Genomic DNA, 17,182 nt, shown 5'->3' on the forward strand with positions numbered 1-17,182 from the left:
GGGATCCCAGAGCAACCAGGCTTCGCAAGCCTGCGAGACGGGCTGCCTACGCGGCTGCCCGCGGCATCACCAGTCTTTTGTACAGCGCGCTGTAGCAGGCGGCCGACAGGTCCCAGCTGTAGGACTTGGCCATCGCGCTGGCGCGCATGGCGTAGAGGCGATCCTTGGCGCGGTAGGCGTCGAATGCGCGCCTGACGCCGCCGAGGAAGGATTCCGCCGACGGCTGCGAGAACAGGAAACCGGTCTCGCCGTCGGCGATCGTCTCGGCAAGCCCGCCGGTCTGGTGACCGATCGGCAGCGAGCCGAAGCGCTGCGCATACATCTGGCTGAGGCCGCAGGGCTCGAAGCGCGACGGCATCAGGGTGAAGTCGCTGCCGGCGAAGATGCGGCGCGCCTGGCCGTCGTTGAAGCCGATGATGACGCCGATCGCGTCCGGCCGGCGCCGATGCGCGGCCACCAGCGCGTCCTCGATCGCGGGCTCACCACTGCCGGTGACGACGATCTGTCCGCCATCCCTGATAATTTCATCGGCGGCCGACAGCACGAGGTCGACGCCCTTTTGGTGCACGAGCCGCGCCACCAGGCCGAAGATCGGCCCGCGCGAGACCGCAAGCCCGAACTGCCGGCGGACATAGTCGGCGTTGGCCTGCTTGCCCTTCCAGTCGCCGGCGCCGAATGGTTGCGCGAGCTGCGCGCAATGGCGCGGGTCCCAGCTCTCGTCGATGCCGTTCAGGATGCCGGTCAACTGGTCAGCGTCGGAGCGGACGCGCAGCAGCCCTTCCAGCCCGCAGCCGAGCTCGGTGGTCGTGATCTCCTTCGCATAGGTCGCGCTGACCGTGGTCAGATGCGAAGCATAGACAAGCCCGCCCTTGAGGAAGGAGAGCTTGTCGTAGAACTCCAGCCCGTCGATGTGGAATGAGCTTTCCGGTGCGCCGATCCGCCGCAGCGAGTCCTTCGGAAACAGGCCCTGATAGGCGAGATTGTGGATGGTCAGGATCGACGGAATCGGCGCGTCTCGCCATGCGAGGTAGGCCGGTGTCAGCGCGGCCTGCCAGTCGTTGGCGTGAACGAGGTCGGCTGCCCAATTCTTGTCCAGCGTTCCGGCTGCAAGTTCGGCAGCGGCGGAGGCAAAACGGCCGAACCGGATGTCGTTGTCGGGCCAGTCGCGGCCGGACTCATCGCCATAGGGATTGCCCGGCCGGTCGTAGAGCTCTGGACACAGCAGCACATAGACCGGCAACCCGTCCTTGGTCGATGCGCGCCCGAGCGTGCAGGCCGGCATCTCCGCAAGGCCTGCGCATTGTCCAACGATTTCAATATGAGTGAACTGCTCGACCACATCCCGGTAGCCGGGAAGCATGATCCTGACGTCGCTCCAGGGGCGGAGCGCCCGGGGAAGCGCAGCAGAAACCGCACCGAGCCCGCCCACGCGGACGAAATCGTCCATCTCCGTCGTGACGAATAAGACCTTCAACAAGCGCCCTCGTTCCAGCCCATGACAAGGCTATGCAAGATCGGGTCCAATCTGCCTTTGAGTAAAATGCAAGACGGCCCGCGCTCCCGGTCTGGACGAGACGCTTTCCTGTCGGGTCAGCTCACTTTAGGGTCGCGCGACGCCAAACAAAGACGACGCTGGAGGAAGCCTTGCCTACGACAATAGCCGCTGACGATGAGGGGAATTTGACACAGAGCTTTGACGGCCTTCGCGTGCTCGATTTTTCGACCACGATCGCCGGACCTCATTGCACGCGGATGCTCGCCGACATGGGCGCCGAGGTGATCAAGATTGAGCCGGCCGAAGGCGAGACGATGCGGACGCGGCCGCCGCTGCGCAACAATTGCTCGACGGCGTTCGGCCAGCTCAATATCGGCAAGAACAGTCTGGTGCTCGACCTGAAGTCGCCGGCCGGCGTTGAGGCCGTGCGCCGGCTGATCGCGACCGCCGACGTGCTGGTGGAGAATTTCCGCCCCGGCGTGATGCGGCGCCTCAAGCTCGATTATGCGTCAATCCGCGACATCAATCCGAAGCTGATCTTCTGCTCGATCTCCGGCTACGGCCAGACCGGCCCGTCGGCGGAATTGCCGGCCTATGCGCCGGTGATCCATGCCGCCTCGGGGTACGAGATGGCGCATCTCGCCTACCAGCCGGGCCGCAGCCGGCCGGACTATTGCGGCATCTATCACGCCGATGTGCTGACCGGCGTCTACGCCTTCGGCGCGATCTCGGCCGCGCTCTATCAGCGCAGCACCAGCGGCAAGGGCCAGCACATCGACGTCTCGATGCTGGAATCCATGCTGAGCCTGACCCTGAACGAGTTGCAGTGGTCGCAATTCGAGGTGAAGCAAACCCAGCGCCCGATGTTCGGGCCGATCGAAACCACCGACGGCTACGTGATGGTGGCGATCGCCAGCGAGAAGACGTTCCAGAACCTGATGCAGGTGATCGGCCGTCCCGAATGGGTGTCCGATCCGCGCTTCGCCAAATATTCTGATCGGCGGGACAACTGGGCAGGCCTGATGGAGGGCGTCGAGGCGTGGTCGCGCGCAGTCAGCACGCAGGACTGCCTCGCCGCGCTCAATGAATATGGCGTGCCGTCGTCGGCCTATCGCACCGTGCGGGAGGCGCTCGCCGATCCGCAAATCGCCCATCGCGGTGCACTGGCCGAGGTCGCGGACGGCGGCGGCAGCTTCAAGGTGCTCAACCTGCCGTTCCGGATGTCCGGTGCAACGGTCGGTGCCCGGAAGCGGATGTCGACGCTCGGCGAGCACACGCTGTCCTATCTGAAGGAGATCGGCCTCTCCGACGATCAGATCGCTGGCTTCGCGGCGCAACCGGCAAAGACGGCGCGCAATTAGCGCATGATCCGGACCTGGAAGGCCGCATTCGCGCAAAGTGGAAGCCGGTCTTCCGAAGGATCGCGCTCAAACGAGAAGATGTGATCACGATGCGATCTCATGAGATCGTATCGTGATCTCCCTGCGGCTTTTCATCCGTTTTACGGTCTTGTCGCGCGCTGCGATTCCGGACAATCTGCCGTCCGACATACGACGATCCGGAACACCGGACGTCGCCCACCTGGGAGGGAGCATTGATGACGCTGGTCGGGCGCGCGCACGCAGTTGCGCGCATATTTCTTGTGGCGGGATTTGCTGCGGCGGCATTTGCTGCACCGGCCCATGCGCAGAAGCCAGGCGGTACGCTGACCGTCGGCCAGGAGCTCGACATCCCGGGCTTCGATCCGCTCAAGGTCGGCGTCTACGACACCTCGGCCAACACCGCGGCGGCCGCGATCTTCGACACGCTGATGACGCTCGACGACAAGGGCGAGCCGAAGCCGAAACTCGCGCTGTCCTGGGAGCATTCCGAAGACTTCAAGACCTGGACCATCAAGCTGCGGCCCGGCGTCAAATTCCACGACGGCACGCCTTTCAACGCGCAGGCGGTGAAGGAGAACTTCGACCGCCAGAAGGATCCGGCCAACAAGTGTCGCTGTGCGTTCTACATTACCAGCATCAAGAGCGTGGACGTCATCGATGATCTCACCGTGCGCTACAATTTCAGCGACCCGTCGGTGAACTTTCCGGCGACCCAGTCGATCCAGAGCTCCAATAACGTGATGCAGTCGCCGACGGCGTGGAAGACCAAGGGGGACGACTACAACCGCAACCCGGTCGGCACCGGTCCCTATATCCTGAAATCCTGGACCGCCGGCGACCGCATGGTGCTGGAGAAGAACCCGGATTACTGGGACAAGGGGAAGCCCTATCTCGATCGCATCATCCTGAAGCCGCTGCCGGATGCACAGTCGCGCTTCGCGTCGCTGCAATCCGGTGAGGCCGACGTCATCTGGGACGACGAGGCCGACGCCGACAACATTATCAAGGCGCGCAAAGACCCGAGTCTGACCGTGCATACCTATCAAGGCTCGGGGGCCTCAGTCGCCGCCTTCAACACCAAGGTCCCACCTTTCGACGACGTGCGCGTGCGCCAGGCGCTGGTGATGGCGCTCGACCGCCAGAAGATGTCGCAAGCGATCACCAATGGTCTGGCGCGGCCGGCCAGCAATCCCTATGGCGACGGTTCCTGGGTAAAGTGCAAGGATGACGGCGCGTTGCCCTACGATGTCGAGAAGGCCAAGGCGTTGATCAAGGACTACGGCAAGCCGGTCGAGTTCAAGATGTTGGTCACGGCGACGCCGCGCGGCCGCACCGGCGGTCAGGTGTTGCAACAGTTCTGGAAACGCATCGGCGCCAATATGGAGATCGAGCAGGTCGATCAGGCGACCATTCCGCCGCGCGCCTTCATGCGCCAGTTCCAGCTGACGCCGTGGCGCATCGTCGATCTCGCCGATCCCGATCCGCAGATGTACGCCAATTTCCATACCGGCAGTCCGGTGGCGCTGGCGAACTATTCCAATCCGGAGCTCGACCGGCTGCTGGAGCATGCAAGGACCACCGCCGACGTCGCCCAGCGTACCGACGATTATTGCGCGATCAGCCGCCTGATCAACAAGGAGGCGATCTGGTTCTGGACCTTCCAGAACACCTACTACGCGATGTCTAGCACGAAGGTGAAGGGCGTGCCAAAGATGTTCAACGGGGTGCTCGACGTCTCCTACGCCTGGAAGGAATAGCCTTTCATGCTGTTCTTCGTCGCGCGCCGGCTCCTGTACCTGGTGCCGGTGCTGATCGCGGTTTCGGTCCTGACTTTCGTGATCGCCTCGCTGTTGCCCGGCGATCTCGCTTACGTGATCCTCGGCGACCAGGCGACGCCGGAGAATGTCGCGGCGCTGCGTCACGATCTGGGGCTCGATCAGCCGATCTGGCTACGCTATCTCGGCTGGCTCTGGCACATCCTGCAGGGTGACTTCGGACGATCCTTCCGCACCGGGCAGACCGTGCTGCAGGCTGTCAGCGAACGCGTCCCGATCTCGTTCGAGCTGATGATCCTGGCCGAGCTGATCGGGCTTGCGATCGGCGTGCCGCTCGCGATCGCCTGCGCGGCCAAGGCCGGCAGCGCGTTCGACCGCCTCATGACCGGCTCGGCGTTCGGCATGCTATCGGTGCCGACCTTCCTGTCCGCGATCCTCCTGATCTACCTGTTCGCTGTCGAGCTGCGCTGGCTGCCGGCGACCGGCTATGTGCCGTTCACCGAGGATCCGCTCGCCAATCTGCGCTTCATGGTGCTGCCGGCGTTGACGCTCGGGCTTGCGGAATGGCCGGGCATCATGCGCGTGCTGCGCTCCGACATGATCGCTGCACTCCAGGAGGATTATATCGCCCTCGCTAAAGCAAAGGGCCTGAAGCCGTCGCGCATCCTGTTCGTGCATGCGCTGAAGCCGTCGTCGCTGACGCTCGTCACCATCACCGGCATCAATATCGGCCGCCTGATCGGCGGCGCCGTGATCGTCGAGACGATCTTCGCGTTGCCCGGCATCGGCCGTCTCCTGGTCGGCGCGATCCTGACCCGCGACCTGATCATCCTGCAGGGCGTGGTGCTGCTGGTCGGTGCGGGCTTCGTCATCATGAACTTCATCGTCGATCTGCTCTACGCCTTACTCGATCCGAGGATCCGCCATGGCCACGCTTGAGCTCAGCCTCGACGAGAGCAGTGCCGCACCGGCGCGGCGCAAGCGCCGGGTTGGCACGCTGTTCTGGTTCGCGGTCGGATGGACAGTCGTGGTATTTGCGGTCGCGATCCTTGCCGACCTGTTGCCGCTGCCGAGCCCGACCGACATGGACATGCTGGAGCGGCGCGGGCCGTTCTCCGCCGAGCATTGGCTCGGCACCGATGGTCTCGGCCGTGACGAGCTGTCGCGGCTGATCTATGGCGCGCGGATCTCGCTGATCGTCGGCCTCTGCGCGCCGATGATCGGGGTCACGATCGGCGGCGCGCTCGGCATGCTCGCCGGCTATTTTCGCGGCCGCTTCGAATCCATCGTGGTCGGCAGCATGGACGTGCTGCTGGCATTCCCGCCGCTGATCCTGGCGCTGGCGGTCACCGCCTATCTCGGCCAGTCGATCTTCAATTTGACCTGCATTCTCGGCGTGCTCGGCATTCCCGCCTTCATGCGGGTGGCGCGGGCGGCGACGCTGACGCTGGCGCGGCGCGAATTCGTCATCGCGGCACAGGCGCTCGGCGCCACGCATACCCGGATCCTGCTGCGTGAGTTGTTGCCCAATGTGCTGCTGCCGCTGCTGGCCTTCTTCCTGCTCGGCGTCGCCGTCACGATCGTGGTCGAAGGATCGCTGTCCTTCCTCGGCCTCGGCGTGCCGCCGCCGATCTCGAGCTGGGGCAGCATGATCGGGGAGGGGCGGGAGAGCCTCGACGTAGCGCCGCGCCTCGCCTTCATTCCGGCGGCCGCGATGTTCCTCACCGTGCTCGCGTTCAACCTGATCGGCGACACCATGCGCGCGCTGACCGACCCCAGGCAGGGTGCGCTATGAGCAGTGCGCTGCTGTCGGTCGAGAATGCGGTGGTCGACCTGCCGACGCCGCGCGGCAACCTGCGCGCGGTGGATCATGTCGATCTCGCCGTCGGCGCGGGCAGGACGCTCGGCATTGTCGGCGAATCCGGCTGCGGCAAGACCATGCTGTCGCGCGCCGTCCTGCAACTGTTGCCCAAGAAGGCAAGACTGTCCGGCCGCGTGATGTTCGACGGCCAGGACCTCACGACGCTGTCGGCGGAGAAATTACGCAAGCTGCGCGGCCGCTCGCTTGCGGTCGTGTTCCAGGATCCCATGACCTCGCTCAATCCGGTGCTGACCATCGGCACCCAGTTGATCGAGACCATCCAGGAGCACCTCGAGCTCGATCTTGCCGAGGCCAGGCAGCGCAGCATCGAGCTGCTGGCGGCGGTCGGCATTCCCGCGCCGGAGCAGCGCCTCGCGCAATATCCGCACCAGCTCTCCGGCGGCATGCGCCAGCGCGTCGCGATCGCGGTGGCGCTGTCCTGCGAGCCGAAGCTGCTGATCGCGGACGAGCCGACCACTGCGCTCGACGTTACGATCCAGGCGCAGATCCTCGATCTCCTGGCGCGCGAGCAGCAGCGCCGCCACATGGCGATGATCATCATCACCCATGACCTCGGTGTGGTCGCCGGCCGCACCGACGAGGTCGCCGTGATGTATGCCGGGCGCGTCGTCGAGCGTGCGCCGACGCCGGCCTTGTTCAAGCAGATGCGGATGCCCTACACCGAGGCGCTGCTCGCGGCGCTGCCGAAGCTCGACGTCGCGCCGCATACACCGCTGCCGGCGATTTCCGGACGGCCGCCGGATCCGACCCGGCCGCTCAAGGGCTGCTCGTTCTCGCCGCGCTGCCGCTATTCGGCCGGGCGCTGCGCCTTCGAGAAGCCGCAGCTCTGTTCGGCCGAGACGCCTGAGCATCTCTACGCCTGCTTCCACCCGATTGCCGCGAGGGTCGGCGCATGATGCTGCAGGCCGCACCCAATCCGCTGATGAAGGTCGAAAACCTCGTCGTCGAATATTCGGTCGGAGGCAAGACCATTCATGCCGTCTCCGACGTCAGCCTCGAGATCGCGCGCGGCGAGACGCTGGGGCTGGTCGGCGAATCCGGCTGCGGCAAGTCGACGCTCGGCCGCGCCGTGCTGCAATTGCGCCAGGCCGTCTCCGGCAAGGTGCTGTTCGACGGGCACGATCTCACTACCCTTAAAGGCGAAGCGCTGCGCCAGATGCGCCGGCGGGTGCAGCTGATCTTCCAGGATCCGATTGCCTCGCTCAATCCGCGGCGGCGGATCGGCGACATCGTCGCCGAGCCGCTGGTGATCGCGGGCGTCAAGGATCCCGACGAGCGCCGGCGGCGGGTCGCCGAGGTGCTGTCGGCGGTCGGCCTCGATCCCACGCTGGTGAGCGGACGATTGCCGCATGAGTTTTCCGGCGGGCAATGCCAGCGCATCTGCATCGCCCGTTCGCTGGTGCTCAATCCGGAATTCGTGATCTGCGACGAGCCAGTGTCCGCGCTCGACGTCTCGATTCGTGCCCAGATCCTCAACCTGCTGGAGGAGATGAAGGCGCGCTACGGCCTGACCCTGCTGTTCATCGCCCACGACCTCGCCGTGGTGAAGGCGGTCTCAGATCGTGTCGCGGTGATGTATCTCGGTCGGCTCTGCGAGGTCGGTCCGTCGGAGCAGCTGTTTGCACGGCCGGCGCATCCGTATACCGCGCTGCTGATCGAGGCGATCCCGGTGCCCGATCCGGATGTCCGCCCGACCCAGAGCGTCCCGGTCGGCGAGCCGCCGTCGCCGATCGCGCCGCCGTCCGGCTGCCGTTTCCGCACCCGCTGCCCGCGGGCCGATGCGCGCTGTGCCAGCGAGGTGCCGGAACTGCGTCTGGTCGCGACCGGCCAGTTCGCGGCTTGCCATCATCCACTGATCTGAATAGTGACGCCTTGACCGTCGAGCGGGCTGCATGGCCGCTCGCTCGAAAATGGGGTCATGAGCGTTTGTCCCGGGCGGGCAGGCGTGGCAAGGTCCGCCGCAACAACAAGCTTCGGGAGAACAGCGATGAAGAGTTTCCAGGTCGTCGATTTCAACGCCCCCTTGAAAGAGGTCGATCAGCCGACGCCGCAGCCGTCGGGCACGCAGGTGCTGATCAAGGTCAAGGCCGCCGGCGTCTGCCACAGCGACCTGCACATCTGGGAGGGCGGCTACGATCTCGGCCATGGCCGCAAGCCGCTGTCGCTGAAGGATCGCGGCGTCTCGCTGCCGCGCACGATGGGCCATGAAACGGTCGGCGAAATCGTGGCCTTCGGGCCCGACGTCAAGGACGCCGACAAGGGTGGTCTCAAGGTCGGCGACGTCGCGCTGGCCTATCCCTGGCTCGGTTGCGGCAAATGCCCGACCTGCCTCGGCGGCGACGAGAACATGTGCGCGATCAAGCCGAATGCGCTCGGCGTTTATTGCGACGGCGGCTACGCCGATCACATGACGGTGCCGCATTCGAAATATCTGCTGAACCTCAAGGGGCTCGATCCGGTCACGGCCGCGCCCTACGCCTGCTCTGGCGTCACGACCTACAGCGCGCTGAAGAAGGTCGAAAAGGATCTCGACACGCCGATCGTGATCTTCGGCGCCGGCGGTCTCGGCCTGATGGCGCTTTCGCTGTTGAAGGCGATGGGCGGCAAGGGCGCGATCGTGGTCGACATCGACGCCAGGAAGCGCGAGGCGGCGGAAGCCGCCGGTGCGCTCGCAACCGTCGACGGCAAGGCGCCCGACGCGCTGGAGCAGCTCATCAAGAAGGCCGGCCAGCCGATCCGCGCCGCGATCGACCTGGTCGGCAACGCCCAGACCTCGCAGCTTGGCTTCGACTGCCTGACCAAGGGCGGCAAGCTCGTGATGGTCGGCCTGTTCGGCGGTGGTGCGACCTGGGCGCTGCCGCTGATCCCGATCAAGGCGGTCACCATCCAGGGCAGCTATGTGGGCAACCTGCGCGAGACCCAGGAGCTACTCGACCTGGTGCGCGAGAAGAATATCCCGGCGATCCCGGTGACGCCGATGCCGCTGGCGAAGGCGAACGAGGCGCTGACCAATCTGCAGAAGGGCCAGCTGGTCGGACGCGCGGTGCTGACGCCGTAATTGCTAACCGTCATTGCGGGCGAAGCGAAGCAATCCATATCTCCGCTTGCCGCGACGTGGATTGCTTCGTCGCTTCGCTCCTCGCAATGACGGCCGGTCCTCTCTCATTTGTCTTGAGGAATCCCCATGTCCGCCAACAACGCACTCCACATCGCCGTCCTCGGCGGCGATGGCATCGGCCCCGAGGTGATGGCGCCGGCGCTCGAGGTGCTGCGCAAGGTCGAAGCGACGACCGATCTCAAATTCCGCTTCACCGAGCGCCGGCCGGCGCCGGCCATTACAAGGCAACCGGCAAGTCGATGCCGGAGAGTACCATCCGGCTGTGCGAGGATGCCGATGCGATCCTGCTCGGCGCCTGCGGCCTGCCGTCAGTGCGCTACCCCGACAACACCGAGATCGCGCCGCAGATCGAATTGCGCGTGATCTTCGATCTCTATGCCGGCGTGCGGCCGGCGCGATTGATCCCGGGCGTTTCGAGCACGATCGTCGGGGCCGATCAGAAAGGCATCGACCTCGTCGTGATCCGGGAATCGACCGAGGGCCTGTTCGCCTCGATGGGCAAGGGCGTCGTCACCGACGGCGAGGCGCGCGAGACCATGGTGATCACGCGCCACACCTCGGAGCGGCTGTTCGAGTTCTCGTTCCGGCTCGCCGAACGCCGCAAGGCGCGCGGCAAGGTTGGTGGCGGGCTGACCTGCGTCGACAAGGCGAACGTGTTCAAGGCGTTCGCGTTCTTCCGCAGCATCTTCGACGAGACCGCGAAGCGTCATCCCGATGTCAGGGCCGATCACCTCTATATCGACGCGACCGCAGCTGCGCTGGTGAAGCGTCCCTGGGACTTCGACGTCATGGTGACCGAGAATATGTTCGGCGACATCCTGTCAGATCTCGCCGCCGGTCTGATCGGCGGCATGGGCATGGCGCCATCGGCTGACATCGGCGACCGCTACGCGGTGTTTCAGCCGTGCCATGGCACCGCGCCCGACATCATGGGGCAGGGCAAGGCCAATCCGACCGCGATGATCCTGTCGGCCGCGATGATGCTGGACTGGCTTGCCGACAAGCACGGCATCGAAAGTGCTGCCGAGGCCGGTGAGCGGATCGAGCGCGCGGTCGACAAGGTCTATGCCGGCGGCATCAGGCCGTTCGAGTTCGGCGGCAGCAACGGCACCGCGGATGTTGCGAAGGCCGTGCTTGCAGCGCTTTGAGCAAGGTGCGACCCGTCATGCCGAGGTGCGAAACGGGTCCACCTCGCTCCGACGCTCCGGCTGACCGGAGGCGTCATGGCAGCAGCGTTGCGTCGCCATCAAACGGGCCGGCGTACCAGGCGTTCTCGTCCGCGAGGGTTCGGGCAAGGGCCTCGTCCGTCGTCTTGTAGACGAGCGGATCGGTCGGGTACGTCCTGACGTAGGGATGCCATCTCATCAGGATCTGCCTGACGTGTTGAGGTAGGCCGATCACCTCCAAGAGATGACCGCCCGAAGCGAGCGCGTTCGAATAGACCGCATCGAGCAGCGCCTCGGTCACGTCCGGGTCGTCCTGCTCCACCAGGATGTCGGCGAGCATCGACCGTCGCAAGCCGGTTTCGCGATCGACCGCATGCAGCACGACGGCATACCCTGCCAGGCGCTGGAATCGATGGCAGCAGAGCACTGCAACCGTCGAAGAGCTCCCCGGGAGCGTGAAGTGCCACCTGAGAGAGGCGGCACTTCGATCCGCCAGCAACCGAGGCGCCTCGCCCAACTTGCGCCGCCACAGCGCGTCAAATTCGTCCCCGATGTCGTTCACGTCGATCTGCGTTATTTTGCCCGGCGCGCGGCTCTGTGGTCCGCGACGGAGCGAGTCCAGCCGCAGGGCCGACGAAGCGAGGAAGGCTCCGGCCGCCTCCATTCCGCTCGCGAGGCCGAGCTTCGCCGCGAGCACTCGCGCGAACTCATGGACATTCAGGATCCAGAACAGCACCTTGTCGTAGTCGGCGCGAGGCAGCGACCTCGCACGAAGGGCTTTTGATTGATTGACCACGGACGCGGTCGAGTGCGTGATCACGAACAGGGCAACATCTCGCTGTCGGTAGAACGAAGCCAGCAGGCCGATACAGCGCGTGCGGTACGCCGGCTCGATCACCAGGCCAGCGGCTGTCGCGGCGATCATCGTTCGGTTCTCGAACTGATAGAGTACAGGGACGCTTCCCTGGTATCCGACGATCCCTTCGGCGGTCTCCAGCACCCACCCCATGCTTGGTTGCGATTTGACGGCGCCCATCGCAGGATTTTGCCGCCATAGCCGATCCCAGTTTTCGGGCGTGTCTTTCGCAAGTCCGCCACGTTCCTTCAGCCGTGCGATGTCTGCGAAATCCGCGAACTGGACCTCGCGCTGCTTCGCCGGCGCCAGCGCGCTTCCGCACAGCGGCGCCGTTTCGGTTTGAGCGGACGAGGGACGCCGTCGGCTTTCGAGGAGCCGGAGCAGGATGTCGGCGGCATGATACTTTGGGTGCGCCAGAGTCCGCGCCGGCGCAGTGGTCCCTGCCATCAATCCCTCCCTGGGCGCGGTGCGTTTCCGATCACGGTACCGTCCGGTATGCGAGCCCCGGGGCAGTTCCAGATGCGTCATGACGGATGCGGCCTCAACTGCTCCGACACGAACAGGCACAAGGGTCCGATCAGCGTCATCTGTTCGGGGTCGAGGTTGTCGAAATCGATCTCCCGGTCGAAGTGCTCGCCCGCCGCCATCATCATCTCGACGAACGCCAGCGAATCGAGCGCCCCCGACAACAGCAGGTCGTAGTCGTCGGGAAGGTCGCGCAGCGGGCGCTGTCCGCGATCCTCCAGCTTCTGGTTGAGGAAGGCTCCGAAGAACGCGCGGACGTCGTCGGTGGTCGGACCGTTCATTGACTGTCTCCCAAGACCGCCGGCATCGCCTTGCGATCGTACTTGCCATTGGCGTTGCGGGGCAACCGGCCGCAGACGTGCCATCGCCTCGGGACCATGTAGTCTGGCAGTCGGGCGGCGACCGCCGCGCGAAGCCCGTCGAGATCGATCGGCCCGCCTTCGATGAGCACTTCGATGCCGCCATAGCCGCTCGATGTGATGGGCCAGCCGATCGCGACGACGCCGTCAATGCCCGAAGCTTCGCGCACCACCGCCTCGACCTCGCCGAGTTCCACCCTGTGCCCGAGGATCTTCACCTGTGAATCCATCCGGCCGAGATGGGTGAGGGGACCATCGCCGGCGGGTCGGCGCACGCGATCGCCGGTGCGGTAGAACAAGTCGTTTCGTCCAGGCGGGACGACGAACGCCGCGGCGGTCTTTCCGGGATCCTGCAAGTAGCCGAGCGACATCTGCGGACCGCGCATCAAGAGCTCGCCGTCCGCACCCGGTCCGACCTCGCTCAGATGCTCGTCGACGACGAGCACGTCCATGCCCGGGAATGGCGCGCCGATCGGCACGATCCCCATCTCAGACTCGGCCGGCGTCTGCTTCGGATCCCACCGGTAGCCGGTGCACGCGATGGTCAATTCGGTGGGACCGTAGACGTTCTCCACGATGCTGTTCGGCGCGGCCACCGCCCAGGCCTCGACAGAGCTTAGCGGCAGCGGCTCGCCGCAGAACAAGCTCAGCCTGAGCGAGGGAAACCCTCCCGGCTTCAAGAGGCCGGCCTGCTTCATCAGCGCGACCATCGAGGGCACCGAGAACCAGACCGTCAGCGCATGTTCGCGGATGAACCGACCGGGATTGAGCAGCGTCTTCTGCGACGGGCAGCACACGCATGCGCCGCGTTCCCACGCCACGAACATGTCGGAAGCCGACAGGTCGAACGTCATGTCGAAGGTCTGCGAGACGACGTCCAGCTCGGTGATGGCGAAGCGCTCCGCGGCATGATCGACATAGGCCATGACGTTGCGGTGCGCGACCATCACGCCTTTCGGGACCCCGGTGCTGCCTGACGTGAACAGCAGATAGGCGATCGCGTCCTCGTGCACGTCCGGCTCGCGCCAGTCGGCATGGCCTTCGAGATCGGGCGCGCCGACGACGGTGTGCCGCGGCCAGCGTTCGCGGTAGGGGTGCGGATCCGCGAGATCGGGCGCGATCACCAGCAGCGGCTCGTCCGCGCCCGCCATGAGCGAGTCCATTTGCGGCAGGGATGCCGCGTCGACGATGATCGATCGGCACTCCGAGCGCACGAGCATCGACCTGGTGCGCTCGACCGGGAAGGTACGGTTCAGCGGCACGTACCGTTTCCGGCCAGAAGCGATCCGAGCACGCCGGCGAACGCCGTCGGGCTGCGATGTGCGAACACGGCGGTGAGGGGCGTCCACGACCCCATGCGATGCGCCTGGATGCAGGCAGCGATTCGGATGGCGAGCTCGCGAAGCTGCCGATACGACAGCGATGTGCCTTGCGCGACGACGGCGGGACGGTCGGGAAACAGTTTCGCCGAACGCAGGAAGCCCGTCCACAATCCCCGCCGTGATCCGTCCGCGCGCAACTCCATTGACGATCGCCTAGCCTGTGAGGCCCTGACGCGCCGGATCGCGAAGCGCGAGCGACTTCAGACGCCGGGCCTTCGTCAGCGCCTGTCCGAAGACCTCGCCCGTATGGACCAGTTCCTCGCGGGTGGGTGGAATGTCCAGGATGAACGTTCCGTAGCCGGCCGCGGCGTAGCGCGCGAGCTCGTCGGAGACGACGCTGTAGTCGCCGACCAGATACGGGCAGAAAGTCTTGTAGTTCTCGAACGGCACCAGCCAATAGGGCGTGTCCTGGACGGCGGTCTCGGCCGCGAGATCGGACATCTGCTTGTGCCACGCCGAGTCCGAGACCTTCATGGCCAGCTTGTGCGCGAGTTGTCCCTTCTTGTCGGTCGGGAAGCGCGCGTGTGCGACCTGCCAGGCCTCCTCGGCGCTCGCGCGGGCGATGATGCCGACGCGGATGCCCGAGCCGGTGCAGTCGGCGGCGTCCGCCTGCACATACTCTGCGGCCGGCTTGGGATACTTCACAGGCGTCGCGCCCAGCGCCTTGGCGGCCGCGAGCCCCGCTTCCGAGGAGCCGGACACGAACACGCCCGGCAGCAGCTCCCGCGGCAGCGGTGGCGTCATCCGCAGATTGCGGATGGCGTGGGATTCCCCTTCGAAGGTCACCGGCTCGGCGTTCTCGAGCAGCAGCTTGATGATGCCGGTGTACTCGACGAGCCTTTCGTAGCGCTTGTCATGCGCCGTGGCATCGCCGAGCGCCGCCAGCTCGGTCGTGTAGCCGCCTGCGACCATGTTCAGATAGAGCCGGCGCCCGTACATATGCGCGAGCGAACTCACCATCTTGGCGACGCTGTACGGATGCATGTAGACCGGCTGCACCGCCACCAGCGGACAGAGCTCCCTGGTGCTCTGCAGGATGACCTGCGAGACGAGCCAGGGATCGACCAGGGAATTCTCGGTGTAGACCAGGATACCCTTGCAGCCCGCCTCTTCGCTCCAGCGAGCGACCGACTGGACCCGTTCGACATAATCCGCCGCCGGGAGCGCGCTGGATTGCGGGCACGTGCTGAAGACTTCGAAGCGAATATCGGACAGCGCATCCATCGTCCACCTCCATGCGAAAGGCGTACGGTCGCCGTGATTTGGCGGAAAACCCCCGTGACGGTAGCATATGCGTTCGGGAGCTCCCCCGACGCAAAGGTGGTACTCCGTCAAGCGATGGGAACGGATGCCCGACTATTCCGGGGCGGCGGCGCAGCACTTTTGCGGACTTTGATTTCGCCGGCCTCTCTGCAACGATGCCGCCGAACCTGCTCGAATGTCCCTTGAGCGCGATCCGTCCAGGGGTTGTTGAATATGGCGAAAGTAATCGGCATCACTGGATTCGAGAACTCGATCCCCTTCAAGAAGCAGCACTGGCCGGGCCTGGAGGAACGCGAATATCGGATCTCCCAGGGCCACGATTCGGCCGCGGTGCTGGTGGTCGACGGCAGGATCGTCGCCGGTGCCGCCGAGGAGCGCTTCAGCCGCAAGAAGCACACCGGTGATTTCCCGATCGGCGCGATCAGATATTGCCTGGAGACCGCTGGCCTGAAGCCGGCCGACATCGACGTGATCTCCCACGGCTTCGACTATTCGCCTTACAAAGCTGCCTTCATGCTGGATCCGACCTCCGCCCGGCAATACAGGGAGGTGTTCTCGCGCGAAAAGCTGCTCGTGCAAGTCGATGAGCACCTGCCCGGATTTCCCGCCGGCAAGGTTCACCACGTCAACCATCATCTGTCCCACGCCGCCAGCGCCTACTACACCTCCGGATGGGACGAGTGCCTTGTGGTGGTGCTCGACGGCATGGGCGAGGTCCACGCCGTCACCGTCTATCACGCGCACGGCAACGCGATCGACAAGCTGGCGGAAATCACCGCCCAGGATTCCATCGGCATCCTCTATTCCACCCTGACGTTGCATCTCGGCTTCGACTTCAACTCCGACGAATACAAGATCATGGGTCTTGCTCCCTACGGCGAGCCCGCCCGGCACCGTGCCTTCTTCGAGCGGACCGTGGAGCTGCGCGACGACGGCCTGATCAGGATTCCGCTGCTCCGCCTCAATGCCGAGCGGCACGATCGCGAAACCTACGGCGCGACGCGACGTCATCTCGGCGAGCACCTGATCCCGGCCCGCGCACCCGATAGCGACGTCACTGACGACCATCGCGACGTCGCCGCGGCGCTGCAGGAATGTCTCGACCGGGTGATGCTCCACATCTGCGGTCATTTCGGCCGCAGCACCGGCCTGCGCAGGCTCGCGATGGCCGGCGGCGTCGCGCTCAACTGCACCGCCAACGGCCGCCTGCTGCAGTCCGGCCTGTTCGATGAGATCTACGTCCAGCCGGCCGCCGGCGACGACGGCTCCGCGCTCGGCGCCGCGCTCTGGTCGGCATCGCGCGATCGCGGCGTGAAGAATGTCCGGATGCCGGTGCCCTTCCTCGGCCCCGCACACACGCAGACCGAGATCGACAGGGCGCTCGCCGAGACCACCGGCCGCCTCGAGATCACGCGCTTTCCGGATCTCGACGAGACCTGCGCCGTGGCGGCGAGGCTGATTGCGGCCGGACGCGTGCTCGGCTGGTACCGCGGACGCATGGAGTTCGGTCCCCGCGCGCTGGGGCACCGCAGCATCCTGGCCGATCCCGGTCATCCGGAGATGCGCGATCGCATCAACGCGATGGTCAAGATGCGCGAAGCCTTCCGCCCGTTCGCGCCGGCGGTCAGCCTGGAAGAGGTGCATCGCTGGTTCGAGGTGCCGAAGGGGCTCGAGCTTCCCTACATGATCATGACCGCGACGTGCGTCCCGAGCATCGCGCTGCGTTGCCGGCGATCACGCATGTCAACGGCTCGGCCCGGGTGCAGACGGTCGACGTCAGGGACAATCCGGAATTCCACGCGCTGCTGCGCGCCGTCGGCCGGGCGACCGGCCGCGAGATGGTGCTGAACACGAGCTTCAACGTGAAGGGACAGCCGATCGTCAACACCCCGCGCGAGGCCATCGATACCTTCCTCGGCACCGGCATCGAGTATCTCTTCCTCGAGAACGCGCTCGTCCGCCGCGCGGGACAGAGGTAG

At 65.5% G+C, this 17,182-nt stretch carries 13 protein-coding genes and 2 pseudogenes; 9 read left to right on the plus strand and 6 right to left on the minus strand.

The genetic code is table 11. From position 1 onward, the window contains the following. Positions 1-46: 46 nt before the first annotated feature. Positions 47-1,474: a glycogen synthase GlgA gene (gene glgA, locus AKN84_RS25885; protein WP_050423440.1), complete on the minus strand. Its 1,428-nt coding sequence runs from the start codon at positions 1,472-1,474 to the stop codon at positions 47-49. A gap of 206 nt (positions 1,475-1,680) precedes the next feature. Here glgA and AKN84_RS25890 point away from each other — a divergent pair, with 206 nt between their 5' ends. The 8 genes and pseudogenes from AKN84_RS25890 (at position 1,681) to AKN84_RS25925 (ending at position 10,800) form a co-directional block, all read left to right on the plus strand. Next, positions 1,681-2,856 (plus strand): CaiB/BaiF CoA transferase family protein, encoded by a 1,176-nt coding sequence (locus tag AKN84_RS25890; RefSeq protein ID WP_193399685.1) that lies wholly within the window; start codon positions 1,681-1,683, stop codon positions 2,854-2,856. Positions 2,857-3,092: 236 nt separating this feature from the next. Next, positions 3,093-4,634 carry an ABC transporter substrate-binding protein gene (locus AKN84_RS25895; protein WP_050423409.1) on the plus strand — a complete coding sequence of 514 codons (1,542 nt, stop codon included), beginning with the start codon at positions 3,093-3,095 and terminating at the stop codon, positions 4,632-4,634. 6 nt (positions 4,635-4,640) lie between these two features. After that, the gene (locus AKN84_RS25900; RefSeq protein WP_050423410.1) at positions 4,641-5,591 is read left to right on the plus strand and encodes an ABC transporter permease; all 951 of its coding nucleotides are present in this window, start codon (positions 4,641-4,643) and stop codon (positions 5,589-5,591) included. After that, on the plus strand, positions 5,578-6,447 hold the full coding sequence (locus tag AKN84_RS25905) for an ABC transporter permease (RefSeq protein WP_050423411.1): 870 nt from the start codon (positions 5,578-5,580) through the stop codon (positions 6,445-6,447). The genes AKN84_RS25900 and AKN84_RS25905 overlap by 14 nt, the downstream gene beginning before the upstream one ends. Then, positions 6,444-7,430, plus strand: coding sequence for an ABC transporter ATP-binding protein (locus AKN84_RS25910; protein ID WP_050423412.1), 987 nt, complete (start codon positions 6,444-6,446; stop codon positions 7,428-7,430). The genes AKN84_RS25905 and AKN84_RS25910 overlap by 4 nt, the downstream gene beginning before the upstream one ends. Next, positions 7,427-8,395, plus strand: coding sequence for an ABC transporter ATP-binding protein (locus AKN84_RS25915; RefSeq protein ID WP_050423413.1), 969 nt, complete (start codon positions 7,427-7,429; stop codon positions 8,393-8,395). The genes AKN84_RS25910 and AKN84_RS25915 overlap by 4 nt, the downstream gene beginning before the upstream one ends. Positions 8,396-8,521: 126 nt before the next feature. Next, positions 8,522-9,592, plus strand: coding sequence for an alcohol dehydrogenase (locus AKN84_RS25920; protein ID WP_050423414.1), 1,071 nt, complete (start codon positions 8,522-8,524; stop codon positions 9,590-9,592). Positions 9,593-9,718: 126 nt separating this feature from the next. Beyond that, a pseudogene (locus AKN84_RS25925) lies at positions 9,719-10,800 on the plus strand (isocitrate/isopropylmalate dehydrogenase family protein). A gap of 73 nt (positions 10,801-10,873) precedes the next feature. On the opposite strand, the gene AKN84_RS25930 reads toward AKN84_RS25925, so the two are convergent. From AKN84_RS25930 to AKN84_RS25945, 5 genes are read right to left on the minus strand one after another with little or no spacing between them, the layout of a single operon-like run. Next, positions 10,874-12,202 carry a hypothetical protein gene (locus AKN84_RS25930; protein ID WP_128971160.1) on the minus strand — a complete coding sequence of 443 codons (1,329 nt, stop codon included), beginning with the start codon at positions 12,200-12,202 and terminating at the stop codon, positions 10,874-10,876. After that, positions 12,199-12,480, minus strand: a complete 282-nt coding sequence (locus AKN84_RS25935) for an acyl carrier protein (RefSeq protein ID WP_050423416.1) — start codon at positions 12,478-12,480, stop codon at positions 12,199-12,201. Before AKN84_RS25935 ends, AKN84_RS25930 begins: the two co-directional genes overlap by 4 nt. Next, a complete protein-coding gene (locus AKN84_RS25940) occupies positions 12,477-13,820 on the minus strand; it encodes an AMP-binding protein (protein WP_128971161.1) in 1,344 nt (447 codons plus the stop codon). Before AKN84_RS25940 ends, AKN84_RS25935 begins: the two co-directional genes overlap by 4 nt. Beyond that, entirely contained in the window at positions 13,811-14,083 is a 273-nt protein-coding gene (locus tag AKN84_RS46020) for an AMP-binding protein (protein ID WP_128971162.1), read from the minus strand. Before AKN84_RS46020 ends, AKN84_RS25940 begins: the two co-directional genes overlap by 10 nt. A 10-nt stretch (positions 14,084-14,093) precedes the next feature. Beyond that, complete coding sequence (locus tag AKN84_RS25945) at positions 14,094-15,164, minus strand: LLM class flavin-dependent oxidoreductase (RefSeq protein WP_050423417.1); 1,071 nt, start codon at positions 15,162-15,164, stop codon at positions 14,094-14,096. A 252-nt stretch (positions 15,165-15,416) separates the two neighbouring features. Here AKN84_RS25945 and AKN84_RS25950 point away from each other — a divergent pair. Then, positions 15,417-17,182: pseudogene (locus AKN84_RS25950) on the plus strand (carbamoyltransferase family protein).

The organism is Bradyrhizobium tropiciagri (assembly GCF_001189845.1).
Taxonomy (GTDB): domain Bacteria; phylum Pseudomonadota; class Alphaproteobacteria; order Rhizobiales; family Xanthobacteraceae; genus Bradyrhizobium; species Bradyrhizobium tropiciagri.

Excerpts from the sequence above, each read along its gene's own strand:
- AKN84_RS25905 (WP_050423411.1), top strand. The coding sequence starts at position 5,578 with ATGGCCACGCTTGAGCTCAGCCTCGACGAGAGCAGTGCCGCACCGGCG.
- AKN84_RS25930 (WP_128971160.1), bottom strand. The coding sequence starts at position 12,202 with ATGACGCATCTGGAACTGCCCCGGGGCTCGCATACCGGACGGTACCGT.
- AKN84_RS25900 (WP_050423410.1), top strand. The coding sequence starts at position 4,641 with ATGCTGTTCTTCGTCGCGCGCCGGCTCCTGTACCTGGTGCCGGTGCTG.
- AKN84_RS25945 (WP_050423417.1), bottom strand. The coding sequence starts at position 15,164 with ATGGATGCGCTGTCCGATATTCGCTTCGAAGTCTTCAGCACGTGCCCG.
- AKN84_RS25915 (WP_050423413.1), top strand. The coding sequence starts at position 7,427 with ATGATGCTGCAGGCCGCACCCAATCCGCTGATGAAGGTCGAAAACCTC.
- AKN84_RS46020 (WP_128971162.1), bottom strand. The coding sequence starts at position 14,083 with ATGGAGTTGCGCGCGGACGGATCACGGCGGGGATTGTGGACGGGCTTC.
- AKN84_RS25910 (WP_050423412.1), top strand. The coding sequence starts at position 6,444 with ATGAGCAGTGCGCTGCTGTCGGTCGAGAATGCGGTGGTCGACCTGCCG.
- AKN84_RS25895 (WP_050423409.1), top strand. The coding sequence starts at position 3,093 with ATGACGCTGGTCGGGCGCGCGCACGCAGTTGCGCGCATATTTCTTGTG.
- AKN84_RS25935 (WP_050423416.1), bottom strand. The coding sequence starts at position 12,480 with ATGAACGGTCCGACCACCGACGACGTCCGCGCGTTCTTCGGAGCCTTC.
- AKN84_RS25920 (WP_050423414.1), top strand. The coding sequence starts at position 8,522 with ATGAAGAGTTTCCAGGTCGTCGATTTCAACGCCCCCTTGAAAGAGGTC.